This is a genomic window from Microbacterium azadirachtae, from assembly GCF_000956505.1.
Lineage (GTDB): Bacteria > Actinomycetota > Actinomycetes > Actinomycetales > Microbacteriaceae > Microbacterium > Microbacterium azadirachtae_A.
This window is the reverse complement of the sequence record NZ_JYIX01000032.1, coordinates 155,258-170,211: the sequence shown is the minus strand read 5'-3', so window position 1 is coordinate 170,211 and position 14,954 is coordinate 155,258. Positions and strand designations below refer to the sequence as shown.

General features: G+C 68.9%; 12 protein-coding genes. 5 read left to right on the top strand and 7 right to left on the bottom strand.

All coding sequences use genetic code 11. The features are described from left to right. The first annotated feature begins 26 nt into the window (after positions 1–26). The 4 genes from RS86_RS07955 (at position 27) to RS86_RS07940 (ending at position 4,734) form a co-directional block, all read left to right on the top strand. The gene (locus tag RS86_RS07955; protein WP_045271668.1) at positions 27–1,025 is read left to right on the top strand and encodes a LacI family DNA-binding transcriptional regulator; all 999 of its coding nucleotides are present in this window, start codon (positions 27–29) and stop codon (positions 1,023–1,025) included. A 93-nt stretch (positions 1,026–1,118) separates the two neighbouring features. Next, the gene (xylA, locus tag RS86_RS07950; RefSeq protein ID WP_045271667.1) at positions 1,119–2,309 is read left to right on the top strand and encodes a xylose isomerase; all 1,191 of its coding nucleotides are present in this window, start codon (positions 1,119–1,121) and stop codon (positions 2,307–2,309) included. Positions 2,310–2,434: 125 nt separating this feature from the next. Further along, on the top strand, positions 2,435–3,763 hold the full coding sequence (gene xylB, locus RS86_RS07945; RefSeq protein WP_052680154.1) for a xylulokinase: 1,329 nt from the start codon (positions 2,435–2,437) through the stop codon (positions 3,761–3,763). Positions 3,764–3,768: 5 nt separating this feature from the next. Next, positions 3,769–4,734 carry an acetylxylan esterase gene (locus RS86_RS07940; RefSeq protein WP_045271666.1) on the top strand — a complete coding sequence of 322 codons (966 nt, stop codon included), beginning with the start codon at positions 3,769–3,771 and terminating at the stop codon, positions 4,732–4,734. Positions 4,735–4,782: 48 nt separating this feature from the next. Here RS86_RS07940 and RS86_RS07935 read toward each other — a convergent pair whose 3' ends face one another. The 6 genes from RS86_RS07935 to RS86_RS07910 form a co-directional block, all read right to left on the bottom strand. After that, on the bottom strand, positions 4,783–6,222 hold the full coding sequence (locus RS86_RS07935; protein WP_045271665.1) for a GH1 family beta-glucosidase: 1,440 nt from the start codon (positions 6,220–6,222) through the stop codon (positions 4,783–4,785). Continuing rightward, complete coding sequence (yicI, locus tag RS86_RS07930) at positions 6,219–8,348, bottom strand: alpha-xylosidase (RefSeq protein WP_052680153.1); 2,130 nt, start codon at positions 8,346–8,348, stop codon at positions 6,219–6,221. The genes RS86_RS07935 and yicI overlap by 4 nt, the downstream gene beginning before the upstream one ends. Then, on the bottom strand, positions 8,348–9,190 hold the full coding sequence (locus RS86_RS07925) for a carbohydrate ABC transporter permease (RefSeq protein ID WP_045271664.1): 843 nt from the start codon (positions 9,188–9,190) through the stop codon (positions 8,348–8,350). The genes yicI and RS86_RS07925 overlap by 1 nt, the downstream gene beginning before the upstream one ends. Then, positions 9,187–10,110 carry a carbohydrate ABC transporter permease gene (locus RS86_RS07920; protein WP_045271663.1) on the bottom strand — a complete coding sequence of 308 codons (924 nt, stop codon included), beginning with the start codon at positions 10,108–10,110 and terminating at the stop codon, positions 9,187–9,189. The genes RS86_RS07925 and RS86_RS07920 overlap by 4 nt, the downstream gene beginning before the upstream one ends. 73 nt (positions 10,111–10,183) lie before the next feature. Further along, entirely contained in the window at positions 10,184–11,482 is a 1,299-nt protein-coding gene (locus RS86_RS07915; protein ID WP_045271662.1) for an ABC transporter substrate-binding protein, read from the bottom strand. Positions 11,483–11,614: 132 nt separating this feature from the next. Next, the gene (locus RS86_RS07910) at positions 11,615–12,592 is read right to left on the bottom strand and encodes a LacI family DNA-binding transcriptional regulator (RefSeq protein WP_235281689.1); all 978 of its coding nucleotides are present in this window, start codon (positions 12,590–12,592) and stop codon (positions 11,615–11,617) included. Between RS86_RS07910 and RS86_RS20795 the strand changes: the two genes are divergently transcribed. Further along, a complete protein-coding gene (locus tag RS86_RS20795) occupies positions 12,579–12,746 on the top strand; it encodes a hypothetical protein (protein ID WP_200892772.1) in 168 nt (55 codons plus the stop codon). The two genes, RS86_RS07910 and RS86_RS20795, sit on opposite strands and share 14 nt — an antisense overlap. Before the next feature lie 101 nt (positions 12,747–12,847). Here RS86_RS20795 and RS86_RS07905 read toward each other — a convergent pair whose 3' ends face one another. Beyond that, a complete protein-coding gene (locus RS86_RS07905) occupies positions 12,848–14,824 on the bottom strand; it encodes a bifunctional lysylphosphatidylglycerol flippase/synthetase MprF (RefSeq protein WP_235281687.1) in 1,977 nt (658 codons plus the stop codon). Positions 14,825–14,954 lie beyond the last annotated feature (130 nt).

The following is a 14,954-nucleotide window of genomic DNA, read 5'->3' as shown; positions in this document are numbered from 1 at the left end:
ACGTTTTCGCTGGGTAGGTTGGATAGATGAGCCGCCGCATCACGATCCACGACGTCGCCCACGCCGCCGGCGTCTCCGTCGCGACCGTCTCGAAAGCGATCAACGGCCGCGACGGCGTCTCCCCCTCGACACTCGAGCACGTGCAGGAGGTCGTGGCGCGACTCGGCTACGAGAGCTCCTTGGTCGCGACCTCCATGCGACGCCGCCGCACCGACGTGATCGGGGTGCTTGTGGCCGAGTTCGAGCCGTTCGCCGTGCAGCTGCTCCAAGGCGTCTCGGCGGCCTTGCAGGGAACCCGCTTCGACGTCCTCGCCTACGCCGGCAGCGTGTCCGCGGGCGAGCATCTCGGCTGGGAGCGCCGCTCGCTGTCACGACTCGGCGGCACCCTCATCGACGGCGCCATCCTGGTCACCCCCACGACGATGCCGACTGACGCCACCGTGCCGCTCGTCGCGATCGATCCGCACACGGGGCCGGATGGACCAGCCTCGGTGAGCGTGCACAATGCCGAGGGCGCGTTCGCCGCGACCACCCATCTCGTCTCGCTGGGCCACCGTCGCATCGCGCATTTGCGGGGCCGCACAGACCTGGAGTCCGCACATCAGCGCGAGGACGGATACCGACACGCGCTCGAGGCCGCCGGCATCCCCGTCGATCCTGCGCTCGTCGTCGACGGCGGGTACCGCGCCGCGAGCACGACCGCCGGCGCGCATGCCCTGCTCGACCTCTCCGCGCCGCCGACGGCGGTGTTCGCCGCGAACGACCTGTCCGGGATCGAGATGATCCGGGTCGCGATCGAGCGCGGCCTGCAAGTCCCCGAGGATCTTTCGGTCGTCGGCTTCGACGACGTGCCGGAGGCGGCCGCGCACGTGCCGCAGCTGACGACGGTGCGCCAGCCGCTCGCCGAGATGGGCTCCGAGGCCGTGCGCCTGCTGCTGGCGATGCTCGACGGCGGACCGCAGGAGCATGTCCGGATGCCGGCGGAGCTGATCGTGCGCGCCTCCACCGCGGCCGTCCCGCACTGAACGCCGCCCCCCGACGAGACGTTGCGGTCGCCCGCCCTCGCTGATATGTTCGCTGCTACAACATTTCACCGAGGTCGCTGAAGGCGGATCACCATGGCACTCACCCCCACCCGCGAGGACAAATTCTCGTTCGGTCTCTGGACCGTCGGCTATAACGGCGCGGATCCGTTCGGCGGCCCGACCCGGCCGGCTCTCGACGTCGTGCACGTCGTAGAGAAGCTCGCCGAGCTCGGCGCCTACGGTCTGACGTTCCACGACGACGACCTGTTCGCGTTCGGATCCACCGAGGCCGAGCGTCAGACGCAGATCGACCGCCTCAAGGGGGCCCTGGCCGACACCGGGCTGGTCGTTCCGATGGTGACGACGAACCTGTTCAGCGCCCCCGTCTTCAAGGACGGCGGTTTCACCTCGAACGACCGCGCCGTACGCCGCTACGCGCTGCGCAAGGTGCTCCGCCAGCTCGACCTCGGCGCCGAGCTGGGCGCGAAGACGTTCGTCATGTGGGGCGGCAGGGAGGGGGCCGAGTACGACTCCGCGAAGGACATCCGGGCGGCGCTGGAGCGCTACCGCGAGGCCGTGAACCTCCTCGGCGACTACGTGACCGACAAGGGCTACGACATCCGTTTCGCGATCGAGCCGAAGCCCAACGAGCCCCGCGGCGACATCCTGCTGCCGACGCTGGGCCACGCGCTCGCCTTCATCGACTCGCTCGAGCGTCCCGAACTCGTGGGCCTCAACCCCGAGGTCGGCCACGAGCAGATGGCGGGGCTCAACTTCGCCGCAGGCATCGCACAGGCGCTGTACCACGGCAAGCTCTTCCACATCGATCTGAACGGCCAGCGCGGCATCAAGTACGACCAGGATCTCGTGTTCGGGCACGGCGACCTGCACAACGCCTTCGCCCTCGTCGATCTGCTCGAGAACGGCGGCCCCGGCGGCGTCCCGGCGTACGACGGCCCCCGCCACTTCGACTACAAGCCCAGCCGCACCGAGGACGAGACCGGCGTCTGGGACTCCGCCGCCGCGAACATGCGCACCTACCTGCTGCTCAAGGAGCGCGCCGCGGCCTTCCGCGCCGACCCCGAGGTGCAGGAGGCGCTGGCTGCCGCCCGCGTCGACGAGCTGTCCACTCCGACCCTCGGCTCCGGCGAGAGCTACGACGCGTTCCTCGCCGACCGCACCGCGTACGAGGACTTCGACGCGGACGCGTACTTCGGAGGCAAGGGCTTCGGCTTCGTGCGCCTGCAGCAGCTCGCCACCGAGCACCTCCTCGGCGCCCGCTGACCACAATCCCGCCGCCGACGCCCCCTCTGAGCGTCGAGGCCCCCTCTCAGCCGCGCTGCTCGGAGGGGGCCTCGACGCGGGAGAGGGGCCTCGGCGCATCACACCGAACGGAGAGGAAGACCCACATGCCCCTGGTGATGGGTGTGGACTCGTCCACGCAGTCGTGCAAGGTCGTCATCGTCGACGCCGTGACCGGATCCGTCGTCCGCACCGGACGCGCCGCGCATCCGGACGGCACAGCCGTCGACCCCGAGATGTGGTGGCAGGCGCTGAACGAGGCCATCGCCGATGCGGGCGGGATCGACGACATCGCTGCATGGTCGATCGGCGGCCAGCAGCACGGCATGGTCGCGCTCGACGCGAACGGATCCGTCATCCGCGACGCTCTGCTGTGGAACGACACACGGTCCGCGCACGCGGCGACCGAGCTGATCGCGGAGTTCGGCGCGAGCGCGCTCGCCACCCGCACCGGTCTCGTCCCTGTCGCCTCGTTCACCATCACCAAGCTGCGCTGGCTGCGCGACGCGGAGCCGGACAACGCCGTGCGCGTGGCAGCGGTCGCGCTCCCGCACGACTGGCTGACGTGGCGCCTGCGCGGCTACGGGCCCGAGAGCGAATCGCCGCTCGGCCCGGTCCTCGACGAGCTCATCACCGATCGGTCCGACGCGAGCGGCACCGGCTACTGGAGTCCGGCCGCCGGATCCTACGACCGCGAGCTGCTGATCTCCGCACTCGGGCAGGATGCGATCCTGCCGCGCGTGCTCGGGCCGACCGAGTCGGTCGAGGATCCTGCCGGGCGTCGCGTCGCCCCTGGTGCCGGGGACAACGCGGCGGCGGCGCTCGGTCTGGGCGCCGAGCCGGGAGACGTCGTCGTGTCGATCGGAACGTCGGGCACGGTCTGCGCGATCAGCCGGGATCCGATCGTGGATCCCTCCGGCACCGTGGCCGGATTCGCCGATGCGACGGGCCACTTCCTCCCCCTCGTCGCCACACTCAACGCCGCCCGCGTGCTCGACACCGCCGCCGCCCTCCTCGGCATCTCGCATGATGAGCTCAGCGACCTCGCCCTCTCGGCCGCCCCGGGCGCGGGCGGCCTGACGCTGCTGCCGTACTTCGAGGGCGAGCGCACCCCGAACCTCCCGGATGCCACCGCGACGCTGACCGGCATGACGCTCGCGTCGACGACACGGCCGAACCTCGCTCGCGCCGCCGTCGAGGGCATGCTGCGCGGCCTCGGTGCGGGCCTCGACGCCCTCCGCGGCCTCGGCGTCCCCCTCGATCGCGCCCTGCTCATCGGCGGCGGCGCGCAGTCCGAGGCGGTCCGCCGGATCGCACCGGAGATCCTCGGCATACCCGTCGTGGTCCCCGATCCCGGCGAGTACGTCGCCCTCGGCGCCGCCCGTCAGGCCGCGTCCGTCATCGCCGCGCGGCGCGCCGATCACATACGGGGCTGACGGACATGCCGCTGACCGATCTCCCTCTCGCGGAGCTCCGCGCCTTCCGCCCTGATGTCGCCGAGCCCGCCGACTTCGATGCGTTCTGGCGGGGGACTCTCGCCGAGTCCCGTGCCCTCGCCGCCGCCCCTGAGTTCTCGGCCGCGGCAACGCCGATCGGCGAGCTCATCGTCGAGGACCTCCTCTTCTCCGGGTTCGGCGGAGAACGGATCCGGGGCTGGATCACGCGTCCACGCCGTTCGGGACGCCTCCCCGTCGTCATCGAGTACATCGGCTACGGCGGAGGCCGCGGCACGCCCGGCGAGCGGCTGCGCTGGGCCGCCTCGGGCTACGTCCACGTGCTCATGGACACCCGCGGACAGGGCGCAGGCTGGGGCACCGGTGGGGACACCCCGGATCCGCACGGGTCCGACAGCGCGACTCCCGGATACATGACACGCGGCATCTCGCGTCGCGAGGACTACTACTACCGGCGGGTCTTCACCGACGCGGTCCTGCTCGTCGACGCCGTGCGCGCCCTCCCGTACGCGGACTCGTCGCGAATCGGCGTGACGGGCGGCAGCCAGGGCGGCGGAATCAGCATCGCGGCCGCCGCCCTGCACCCGGGCATCGCCGCAGCCATGCCCGACGTGCCATTCCTGTGCCACTTCCGTCGGTCGGTCGCGCTCACTCCCGAGAACCCGTTCCGCGAGATCGAGCGCTACCTCTCGGTGCACCGCGATCGCGTCGACCAGGTCTTCCATACGCTGTCGTACTTCGACGGGGTCAACTTCGCACGTCGGATCACACGACCCGCGCTGTTCTCCGTCGGGCTCATGGACGACATCGTGCTGCCGTCGAGCGTCTTCGCCGCCTACAACAGCCTTGCGACGGAGGACGCCTCGATCGAGGTCTACGAGTTCAACGGGCACGAGGGCGGAGGGTTCTCGCACTGGCTGCGCCAGGCGGCGTGGCTGGCCGAGCGCCTCTGATCGGGAAGCCCTCCTTTCCGATCAGAAGGTCCGGGTGCCCCCGCGGATTCACCGGGAGGGAGCGGAGGAACTCCCCTCGCTCGGCAGCGCAGCCCCGCGGGCGCGGATCACGTCGGCGACCCAGAGCGCGCTGTCCTTGGGGATGCGCTCCAGCGTCCCCTCCTCGACACGGACGATGCCGAAGCGCTTCGAGTATCCGTACCCCCACTCGAAGTTGTCCAGCAGCGACCACACGAGGTATCCGCGCAGATCGACCCCTCGCTCGATCGCACGGCTCGCCGCGGCGAAGTGCCGGCGGAGGTAGTCCACCCGCTCCTCATCGTGCACGCGCGGTCCCTCGGGTCCGCGGACGACCTCGTCCCGGAAGGCCGCGCCGTTCTCGGTGATCATCAGAGGCTGCTCCGGGAACTGCTCGTGCAGCGACACGAGCAGTTCCTCCAGGCCGTCCGGCGCGATGTTCCACCCCATCTCGGTGAACGGCCCCTCCTGAGGCAGGAACTCGACGCGGTCGCTTCCGGGCCACGCGCTGCCCCCGACGTCCTTGTGCCCGTCATGGCGGGAGGGTGCGCCCTGGCCGTCCCACATGCGCACGGCGACGGTCGAGTAGTAGTTCACGCCGAGCACGTCGATGGGCTGTGCGATCGCGGCCAGGTCGCCGTCCTGCACGAAGGCCCAGTCCGTCACCGATGCGGTGTCGGCAAGCAGGTCATCGTCGTAGCGCCCCCGCAGGATGGGGCTCGTGAACGCGCGGTTCGCCAGAGCGTCGATACGGCGACCGGCCTCCGCGTCCTCGCCCCGCATGACGTGGAAGTTCAGCGTGATCGAGGTGTCGGGCGCGTTGCGCGCCTCGCGCCTGATCTCGGGCACGGCGAGCCCGTGCGCGAGGTTCAGGTGATGCACGGCGGCGAGCGCCGCAGCGCCGTCCGTGCGCCCCGGCGCATGCGCCCCCGAGCCGTAGCCGAGATAGGCCGAGCACCACGGTTCGTTGAGGGTCGTCCAGGTATGCACCCGGTCTCCGAGGATCCGTGTCGCTCGCGCCGCGTAGTCGGCGAACCTCGACGCGGTGTCACGGGAGGTCCACCCGCCCGCGTCCTCGAGCTCCTGCGGCAGATCCCAGTGGTACAGCGTGGCGATGGGTCGGATCCCCCGGGCCAGCAGTCCGTCGACCAGCCGCTCGTAGAAGTCGCGGCCCGCGGGGTTCACCGTCGCACCCGCGTTCGGCAGCAGCCGCGACCACGAGATCGAGAACCGGTACGCGTCGAGCCCCAGCCGGCTCATCAGGTCGAGGTCCGCCTCGAGCCGGCCGTAGTGATCGCACGCGACGTCACCGGTATCGCCGTTCAGGATCCTCCCCGGCTCATGGCTGAACGTGTCCCAGATCGACGGCGTGCGTCCGTCCGAGGCCGCGGCGCCCTCGACCTGGTATGCGGCCGTCGCCGATCCGATCACGAACCCCGGCGGGAACGAGTACCGATCCATGCTGCTCATGCCTGATGCCCCCTCGACGTCGGTGCGGCTTCCATCCGGATCTCGGCGCCCTCCCGGATCCAGAGCGGAACGGTGTCGAAGCCGTGGATCTCCGTTCGCCACCCGCCGCCGTCGACCTCCGCGCGCGTGAACCAGTTCGTCCATCGCCCTTCCGGCAGATAGTACGAGACCTCGCCGGAGGCCGAGAAGACCGGCGCGACCAGCAGATCCGGGCCGAGCATGTACTGACGGTCCAGATGCGCCGTCGCCGGATCATGCGGGAACTCCAGCACCATGGGCCTCATCACGGGCCGCCCCGTGCGGTGCGCCTCCTCCCCTGCGGCGACGAGGTACGGACGCAGCGATCGCTTGAGGATGCCGAACGTCCTCGCGACGTCGACGGCGCTCTGCCCTGGCGCCTCGTCGCCCGTGTCGAACGCCCACGGCACGCGGTAGCTCGTGGAGCCATGCAGACGGGAATGGCTCGAGAGCAGGCCGAACGCGAGCCACCGTTTGAACACGGCCGGATCCGGCGATCCTTCGAATCCCCCGATGTCATGGCTCCAGTACCCGAAGCCGCTCAACGACAGCGAGAGACCGCCGCGCAGGGATTCGGCCATCGATACGAACGATGAAGAGCTGTCACCGCCCCAGTGGACGGGCATGCTCTGGCCGCCGACCGTCGCGGAGCGCGCGAAGAGCACCGCCTCGCCTTCGCCGCGCTCCTGCTGCAGGACCTCGAAGACGGCGCGGTTGTACAGGTCGGTGTAGCGGTGGTGCATGGCCTCGGGATCGCTGCCGTCATGCCAGGACAGCCCCAACGGGATCCGCTCGCCGAAGTCCGTCTTGATCGCATCGACGCCTTGCTGCAGCAGGCCCCGGACGTAGCCCTGGAACCAGGCGGTCGCCTCCGGGTTGGTGAAGTCCACGAGGGCCATACCGGCCTGCCAGCGATCCCACTGGAACAACGAGCCGTCGGCGCGACGCACCAGGTAGCCGTGTTCCGTGCCCTCGCGGAACAGGCGCGAATGCTGCGCGATGTAGGGATTGATCCAGGCGCTCACCGCAATGCCCCGCTCATGGAGGCGGGCGAGCATGCCTTCGGGATCCGGGAACACGGCGGGATCCCATTCGAAGTCCGTCCAGCGGAACTCCCGCATCCAGAAGCAATCGAAATGGAACACCTCCAGCGGGATGCCGCGTTCGGCCATCCCGTCGATGAACGACGTCACCGTCTCCTCGTCGTAGTCCGTCGTGAAGCTGGTCGAGAGCCACAGCCCGTAGGACCAGTCCGGGACCCGAGCGGGCCTGCCGGTCAGGCGCGTGTACCGGTCGATCACCTCCGCGGGCGTGGGACCCGCGATGACGAAGAACTCGAGGGCTTCGCCGGAGACCGAGAACTGCACCTGCTCGACCGCCTCCGAGCCGACTTCGAACGACACGTGCCCCGCATCGTTCACCAGCACGCCGTAGCCGCGGTTGGACAGGTAGAACGGGATGCTCTTGTAGGCCTGCTCGCTGGAGGTGCCGCCATCGGAGTTCCAGATGTCGACGGTCTGACCGTTCTTGACCAGCGGGCCGAATCTCTCACCGAGTCCGTAGATCAGCTCCCCCACATCGAGGGAGAGCTGGGCGTGGAGATAGGACGGGGCCTCCGCGAGTCCCGTGCCCGTGACGCCGTCCGCGCCGACCGGTTCCGCGGCCACGGCGGCCCCGGATGACAGTGACATGTAGCCGATCGACTTGTCGCCGCTGGCTGTGTAGATCCCCCCGTCGTGCTCGAAAGAGAGGTGCCATGGCGCCCCGGGCGCGACCCGGGCTCGGAGGCTCCCCGCGTCGACGAAGCCTCCGAACTCGTCGATACCGACCCGACCGACGGGGCCGTCGGCATCGGGCAGCGGGAACCGGCGCCCAGTCGTGCCGTCCCCGGTGTGATGCTCGATGCGGACTCGGATCACGCCCTCGGCGGGGCTGGCGAGCGAGACGGTCAGCAACGGCCTGTTCAGGGTGTCGCCGCGCGTGCCGATGACCCGCGTCGGAGCCCAGACCTTCAGCTCGCCGTCCTCGACCGCGAGCTCTCTCGCCTCCTGCGCGTACTGCGCGTCCACGCCCGGACGCAGCTGCCAGAACCCATCGGTGAACTTCATTACTTGACCGCTCCTGCCGTGATGCCCCGAGTGAGGGTGCGTTGGAAGATGAGGAAGAAGACCAGGGTCGGCAGCAGCCCGAGCAGCGCGGAGGCGCTCGTGGTGGTGACGTCCATGAGCCGGTCGCCCTGCAGCGCCGTGATCGCGACGGGCACCGTCTGATTGGCGTTCGACACGAGGAAGGTCAGCGGGATGAGGAATTCGTTCCACGTCCAGATGAAGAAGAAGATCAGCAGCACCGACAGCGTCGGGCGCGAGATCGGGAAGACGACGCGCCAGAGGATCTGCCAGCGTCCGGCGCCGTCCAGGGCTGCGGCCTCGAGCACCTCCTTCGGGAAGGTGCCGTACACCGAGGACAGCAGGTAGGTGCCGAAGGCCGACTGGATGACCGTGAAGGTGATGATCACCGACCATGGGTTGTCGTACAAGCCGACCTGCTTGAAGAGGAAGTACAGCGGGTACAGCAGCACCTCCTGCGGCAGCATGTTGGCCAGCAGGATCAGAACCACGATCCACAGTCGGCCCTTGACGCGGCCGATGCCGAGAGCGAACGCGTTGAGCATCGACAGGCCGACGGCGAGGACGGCGACCATGCCCGAGATGAAGAAGCTGTTCCAGAGCTTGAGAGGGAAGTCGACGCGCTCCCAGAACGCGACGATGCCGTCGAAGTAGAGCCCCGTGGGCAGCGCCAGCGGGCCGGAGCTGTTGTAGTCCCCCGGCGATTTGAACGAGTTGATCAGGATCAGCAGCAGCGGCACCGCGATGAGCAGGCCCAGCCCCACGGCGATCGCGAGAACGATCCAGTCGGAGAACCGGCGGCGGTTCGGACCACGACGGCTCATCGCTGCTCCTCCTTCGTCTCCATGCGGTTCTGCACGAGGATGAACACCACGCTGACGACGGCGATGACCACGGTGAGGGCGGTCGCGATCGTCGCACCGTAGCCGACCTGCTGCGACTGGAAGAACTCGCTGTATGCGTAGTAGGCGGGAACGATCGTCGAGGTTCCTGGGCCGCCGCGCGTGAGCGCGTAGACAGGACCGAAGACCTTCAGCGCCGCGATCGTGCAGGTCAGGGTGACGACGAAGATCTCCGGACGGATGATGCTGACCGTGATCGCGCGGAACCGCTGGAACCAGCCGGCTCCGTCCAGCTCCGCCGCCTCGTAAAGCTCGGGATCGACCCGCTGCAGCGCTGCCATGAAGATCACGACCGGGTAGCCCAGCTGCACCCAGACCATGATCACCATGATGCTGGCGAGCGCGGTGTCGGGGCTGCCCAGCCAGTTGTGCTGCAATCCACCGAGTCCGATGGATTCGAGCACCTGGTTCAGGGCGCCGTTCTTCGGGCGCAGGATCCAGCCGATCACGATCGCCGCGATCACGGCCGGGAGGATCTGCGGCAGGTAGTAGGTGGCGCGCAGGAAGCTGGCCACCCTCCCGCCGAACTTCTTGCCGACGAGGTCGAAAAGCATGGCCGCCAGCAGCAGGCCGAGAAGGGTCGGCACGACGACCATCGCGAGGATCATCGCGATGGAGTTGCCGAACGAGGTCCAGAACACCTCGTCGCCGAACAGCTTCTGCCAGTTCCCGAGTCCGATCCATTGCGGCGGTCGGATCCCGCGGTACTTCGTGAACGTCAGATAGACGTTCCATGCCAGCGGGAGCACGATGATCACCATCAGGAGGATCAGCCCCGGCAGGAGATAGGGCCAGAACGCGCGCGGGCGCGAACCCGGGATCAGGCTTCGTGAGTCGGCCATGCCGTCGTCCTTTCACGGAATCGTCGATCGGAGCGGTTCAGGGGGCGCGACACCGCGCGCCCCCTGAAGTCGCTCAGCCGACGATGTCCTTGACTCCGGCGGCGTACTGGTCACCGAGCTGCTTGCGGACCTCGGCAGGGCTCTTGGTGCCGTTGATGAGCTCCTGCAGTCCGGCGTTCAGCTGGTCGTAGAACGTCGGCGTGGGCCAGTCGGGGTAGAAGGCGATGCCATCGCGAGAGGTGACGCTGTTGAAGTTCTCGATGAGCTCCTTCGACTTCGCATCGGTGATGGCCGACACATCCGCCGCGACCGGCACTCCGCCGTTGTTGCCGAGAATCGCCTGGATCTCGGGGCGCATCGTGATGTCGATGAACTTCTCGGCGAGCTCCTTGTTCTTCGCATGCTCGGGGACCACCCACATGTTGCCCGCCGACCCCGGCGTGAGGTCCGTCCCCGGGAACAGGAACGTCCCCCACTCGAAGCCCTTGATCTCCGTCATGAAGCGCCCGTACCACCAGCTGCCGGAGTAGAACATCGGCGACTGCCCGTTGATGAACGAGACGCCGGCGTCCTCCGCCTTGATGCCGCTCGCGTCCTTGGAGATGTACCCCTTCGACGTCCAGTCCGCGATCGTCTGGGTGGCGTAGGTCAGCGGCTCGCCGTTCCAGTCGACCTTGCCCTTGTAGAGCTGGTAGTCGTCGATGAACGAGCGGTCGGCCTTACTCAGCGCGAGCTGGTACCAGAGCTGGCCCAGCGGATACTCCGCCGCCGACTCGGAGAGCGGCGTCTGTCCCTTGTCGGCGAAGGTCTTCATCGCCGCTTCGAACTCGGCGAGCGTCGTCGGCACCTTCACGCCCGCATCCTGGAACGCGGTCTTGTTGTAGTAGACCTCGACGTACTCGCCGTAGTTCGGCACGCCGTACCAGCTGCCGGAGCCCATGATGCCGCGGTCGTCGTACTTCGCCGTGGTCTGCAGGCTCGAGGCGAGCTTCTTGTCCCATCCGTACTTCTTCACCGCATCATCGAGAGGAGCCAGCAGTCCCTGGCTGGCGAGCAGGCCGGCCGTGGCGTTGCCCTTGTTGTACTCGAGCACGTCGGGCGCCTGATCCGAGTTGAGCACCTGGCTGGCCGTGGAGCGGATCTGCTCGAAGCTCTTCTCCTCGAACTCGACCTTCGCCCCGGTCTCCTTCTCGAAGATCTTGATGGCCTCGTTCCAGGCCTTGCCCATGGCGCCATCGGCATTCTCGTAGTGCCACAGCCGCAGGGTCTTGCCGTCGCCTCCGGCACTGTCGCCGCTCCCGGAGCATCCGGTGAGGGCGGCCGCGATGGCCGCGGTCGCGACCATGGCCGCGACGATTCTGGTGCGCTTCATTGCTACCTCCATGTGAATGTTGTCGAAGCGTTTCGACATGGGTGAAACGGGTAGGGGTACTGCTTCGGATAAGCGGGAGCGGCCCCGGCTTTCGGCGCGTTCAGCCCTGATGCGGACCGTGCCGGCCCGGCGTCATCGGGGAGGGCTGACCGAGCCCGAGTCGCGATACTGCGGGGCGAGCAGTCGCACTCCGGCCTCGACCGTGTCGCCGTCTGCGAGGCGTGCGGCGAGCTCGACCGCAAGCTCGCACGAGGCGTGCGGGTCCAGAGGGATCCGATCGATCGGCGTCGAGAGCGAACCGGTGTCGAAGGTGGAGCCGATCGAGACGAGCGACACGTCGCCAGGCACCGAGAGCCTGGCTGCCGCGAGCTCGGCGAGGACGAGCCGGTGGGCGCTGTCGTCGCAGTGCAGCGCGATCGCCGTCACGTCGGAGTCCTGCAGGAGCCGGCGCAGACCGTCGCGAAGATCCCCGCGGCCGGCCTCCCCCTCGCGCGGCGACACGACGGACAGTGCGATCCCGCGCCGTTGGGCTGCGACTTCGAGTCCATGCCGCACGCGCCGCGGAAAGTTGGACCGCTCGTAGGCATCCTCCGAATGTCCGACGAACCCGACCCGGCCGTGGCCCGCATCGGCGAGCTTGTCGATCGCGAGCGCAGACGCCGCTTCGAAATCCAGATCGACGCAGACCAGCCCCTCGGCGTCCTCCGGCACGCCGATGAAGACGGTCGGCACCTCGATCGACCGCGCCAGCGCCACACGATCGTCGCGCGGAGCCACATCCAGGACGAGGATCCCGTCGACGAGTCCGCTCGCCGAGACCCTTCGCATGCCCGCCGAGGCTTCGGCATCGGTCAGCAGCAGGATGTCGTAGTCGAATCGACGCGCGGCGATCGAGGTCGCCAGCACGAAGCTCATGTGCGTGGGGGCGTGCGTGTCGGGGCGGAACGGCTCCGTGAGGGCGAAGATGTTCGTCCTGCGCCCGGCGAGCATCCTGGCGCCGGCATTCGGCTGGTAGCCGAGGCGGGCCGCGGCCTGCTCGACGCGGTCGCGGGTCGAAGGCGAGATCGACCTCTTCCCGCTCAGCGCGTAGGAGACGGTGCTGATCGACACGCCGGCGGCTTCCGCCACCTCATGGATCTTCGCCATCATCGCTTCTCCGGGCTTCGTCGATCGGTTCAGGAGCGCTGCACTGTTGAAGCGCTTCGACAGACTCTATGCGCAGGGCACCCTGGCGCGCAACGTTTTTGTGCTCGACTACAACTAATGGGTGGTGACGACGAGACGTACTGCTCCTCGGGACCGCACGCGGCCGAGCCGAGCGGGCGTCGACGATCCGCGTCCGGACGACGATCCGCCCTCACGGCATCAGGACGGGACGCGCAGCGCGCGCACGACCTGCGTCAGCTTGAGAGAGGGCACGTAGGTGCGCAGCAGCGCGGGGCCGATCCTGGGCAGATGGAGCGGCTGCGGATAGCTCATCCAGAGCGCTTCATGCCGGGCGCCGAACTTGGCCTTGAACCGTTCGAGCGACGAGAAGCCGTAGCTGGGCTCCAGCAGCCGCGACATCCGGCGGGACAGCCAGCCGGCCTGCTGGCCTTCGTGCGCGGCCAGCGGGGTACCGGACAGACCGATCGTCTTGAGTCCGTCTGCTGCGGCTTGCTGGACGGTCGAGACGATCGCGAACTCCATCGCGCCCGGCATCGCACCGCGATCGCGACGCATGACGTCGAGCGTCCACCCGACGAGCTCTCCATCTCGATGAAGCGGGAGCCAGCTCGTCACGACCTGGACGCGGCCGTCCGCTCCGATCGCCAGCATCAACCGCACCTCCGGGTCGGTCAGCTCTGCGAGCCCGCCGAGGGTGAAGCCCATCTCCGGAAGGCGCTTGTCGTCGGCCCAGCCGGCGCAGAGCGCATCGACCTGCCCCCGCACCGAGGGAGCAGCGTCGGCATACGTGGTCCACACGGCTGAGACCCGTTCGCGACCGGCTCGGTTGACGGCGGTGCGGAGATCGGTCCGCCGTCGGCCGCTGAGCGTGAAATCCTCCACGTCGATCACGGCGTCCGTGCCGACAGGGATACGCGTCCACCCTTCCGCCTGCAGCACCGACGCCGACTCGTCATGGATGCTGTAGAACACCGGCGTCCAGCCCCGCGATTCGCAGAACGCGGCGAACGAGCGCAGCGCGAGGCGCGGATCATCGGAGATCGGATCCCCGACCGTGAAGGCGATTCCATCGCGGACCCGGTAGGCGACCGCTGAGCCGTCGACTCCGAACCACAGCGAATTGCCCGCCCAGGTGGCCATGTGCGCGAACGTCGTGTCGCCCGACGCCTTGAGCGCCGCATGCAAGCGCCGACGGTCCAGGGCCGTTGCGACCGGAGCGGGCCGACGGACGACTTTGCGTGCTCCCAGGGCCAGGAGCAGAGCGGCCGACGTCGGCAGGCCGCCCGACAGCAGCACGATGATCAGCAGTTCGGCCTCCTCCCCCGTGAGCCCTCGCCAGATGATCTCGCCGTCGAGCATCGGGCGCACGATCCACTCGATCGCGGTGTTCGCCGCGACCGCGGCAAGAGCAGTGCCTCCCAAGATGATGCCGAGGATCCGGCCCCGCATGATGAGTACGGCGCTCACGACGAGCAGAACGGATGCGATCGGAGCGACGATCGGGTCGATGGCAGCGCCGGTCCAGGCCAGCACGCCCGTGGCGTTCGGGGAGACGGAACCCAGCGCCAGCGCGCTCGCGACGATCACCAGGATCGATGCCAGGACGCTGCGCCAGCGGGTCTGCACGCTGGGCCTCCAGTCCGTACCGAGGACCGCGGGGCGACCGATCGTCGCCACCGGCACCGCGGCGAGCGCGGCGAGGATCCGCGCGACATCGGATGCGTGTCCTGACATGAGCAGCAGTGCGACGACGCCCGTTCCGACGACCCAGCGCAGCGTGCGGCGAGGCGCCGGCCTGAGACGACTGGAGACGGCCACGAGCAGCGCGGCGCTGGTCACGGACGGCGTCCACACCTGATACCCCAGCGCCTCCTGAGACATCGGCTCCCCGAGGGCCGCGGCCGCCGACAGCACGCCCCACGCGGCCACGACGCCGGCAGCCGTCGCGGCGGCGGCGACGCTGAACGCCCATCGACTGCTCACCAGTCGCTCCGCCGTCGCGACCGACACGATGAGAAGGATCCACGAGAGCACGCTGAAGTGCGCGCCTTGGAGCTCCACTTCGCTCGCCCAGGTGGCTCTGGCGACCCCCGCCCCCAGCGCTGCGGCGGCGAGGGCCAGCGACAGCGGGTACCGCAGAGAACTGCGGGCGAGACGGGACAGAACGTGGCGCATGCCACCAGTCCAGCGGTTCGCCCGCTCCGTGCCGTCAGCCGATCGGCGTAACCGCATCCGTCGACCGGCGGGGATCTGATCCATCTGGCGACGGAGACCGGACATCGGGTGCTTGTTTGCCCTAGCGTTC

Coding starts and splice junctions, on each gene's coding strand:
- yicI (WP_052680153.1), bottom strand. CDS start 8,348: ATGAAGTTCACCGATGGGTTCTGGCAGCTGCGTCCGGGCGTGGACGCG.
- xylA (WP_045271667.1), top strand. CDS start 1,119: ATGGCACTCACCCCCACCCGCGAGGACAAATTCTCGTTCGGTCTCTGG.
- RS86_RS07915 (WP_045271662.1), bottom strand. CDS start 11,482: ATGAAGCGCACCAGAATCGTCGCGGCCATGGTCGCGACCGCGGCCATC.
- RS86_RS07905 (WP_235281687.1), bottom strand. CDS start 14,824: ATGCGCCACGTTCTGTCCCGTCTCGCCCGCAGTTCTCTGCGGTACCCG.
- RS86_RS07940 (WP_045271666.1), top strand. CDS start 3,769: ATGCCGCTGACCGATCTCCCTCTCGCGGAGCTCCGCGCCTTCCGCCCT.
- RS86_RS07925 (WP_045271664.1), bottom strand. CDS start 9,190: ATGAGCCGTCGTGGTCCGAACCGCCGCCGGTTCTCCGACTGGATCGTT.
- RS86_RS07955 (WP_045271668.1), top strand. CDS start 27: ATGAGCCGCCGCATCACGATCCACGACGTCGCCCACGCCGCCGGCGTC.
- xylB (WP_052680154.1), top strand. CDS start 2,435: ATGCCCCTGGTGATGGGTGTGGACTCGTCCACGCAGTCGTGCAAGGTC.
- RS86_RS07935 (WP_045271665.1), bottom strand. CDS start 6,222: ATGAGCAGCATGGATCGGTACTCGTTCCCGCCGGGGTTCGTGATCGGA.
- RS86_RS07920 (WP_045271663.1), bottom strand. CDS start 10,110: ATGGCCGACTCACGAAGCCTGATCCCGGGTTCGCGCCCGCGCGCGTTC.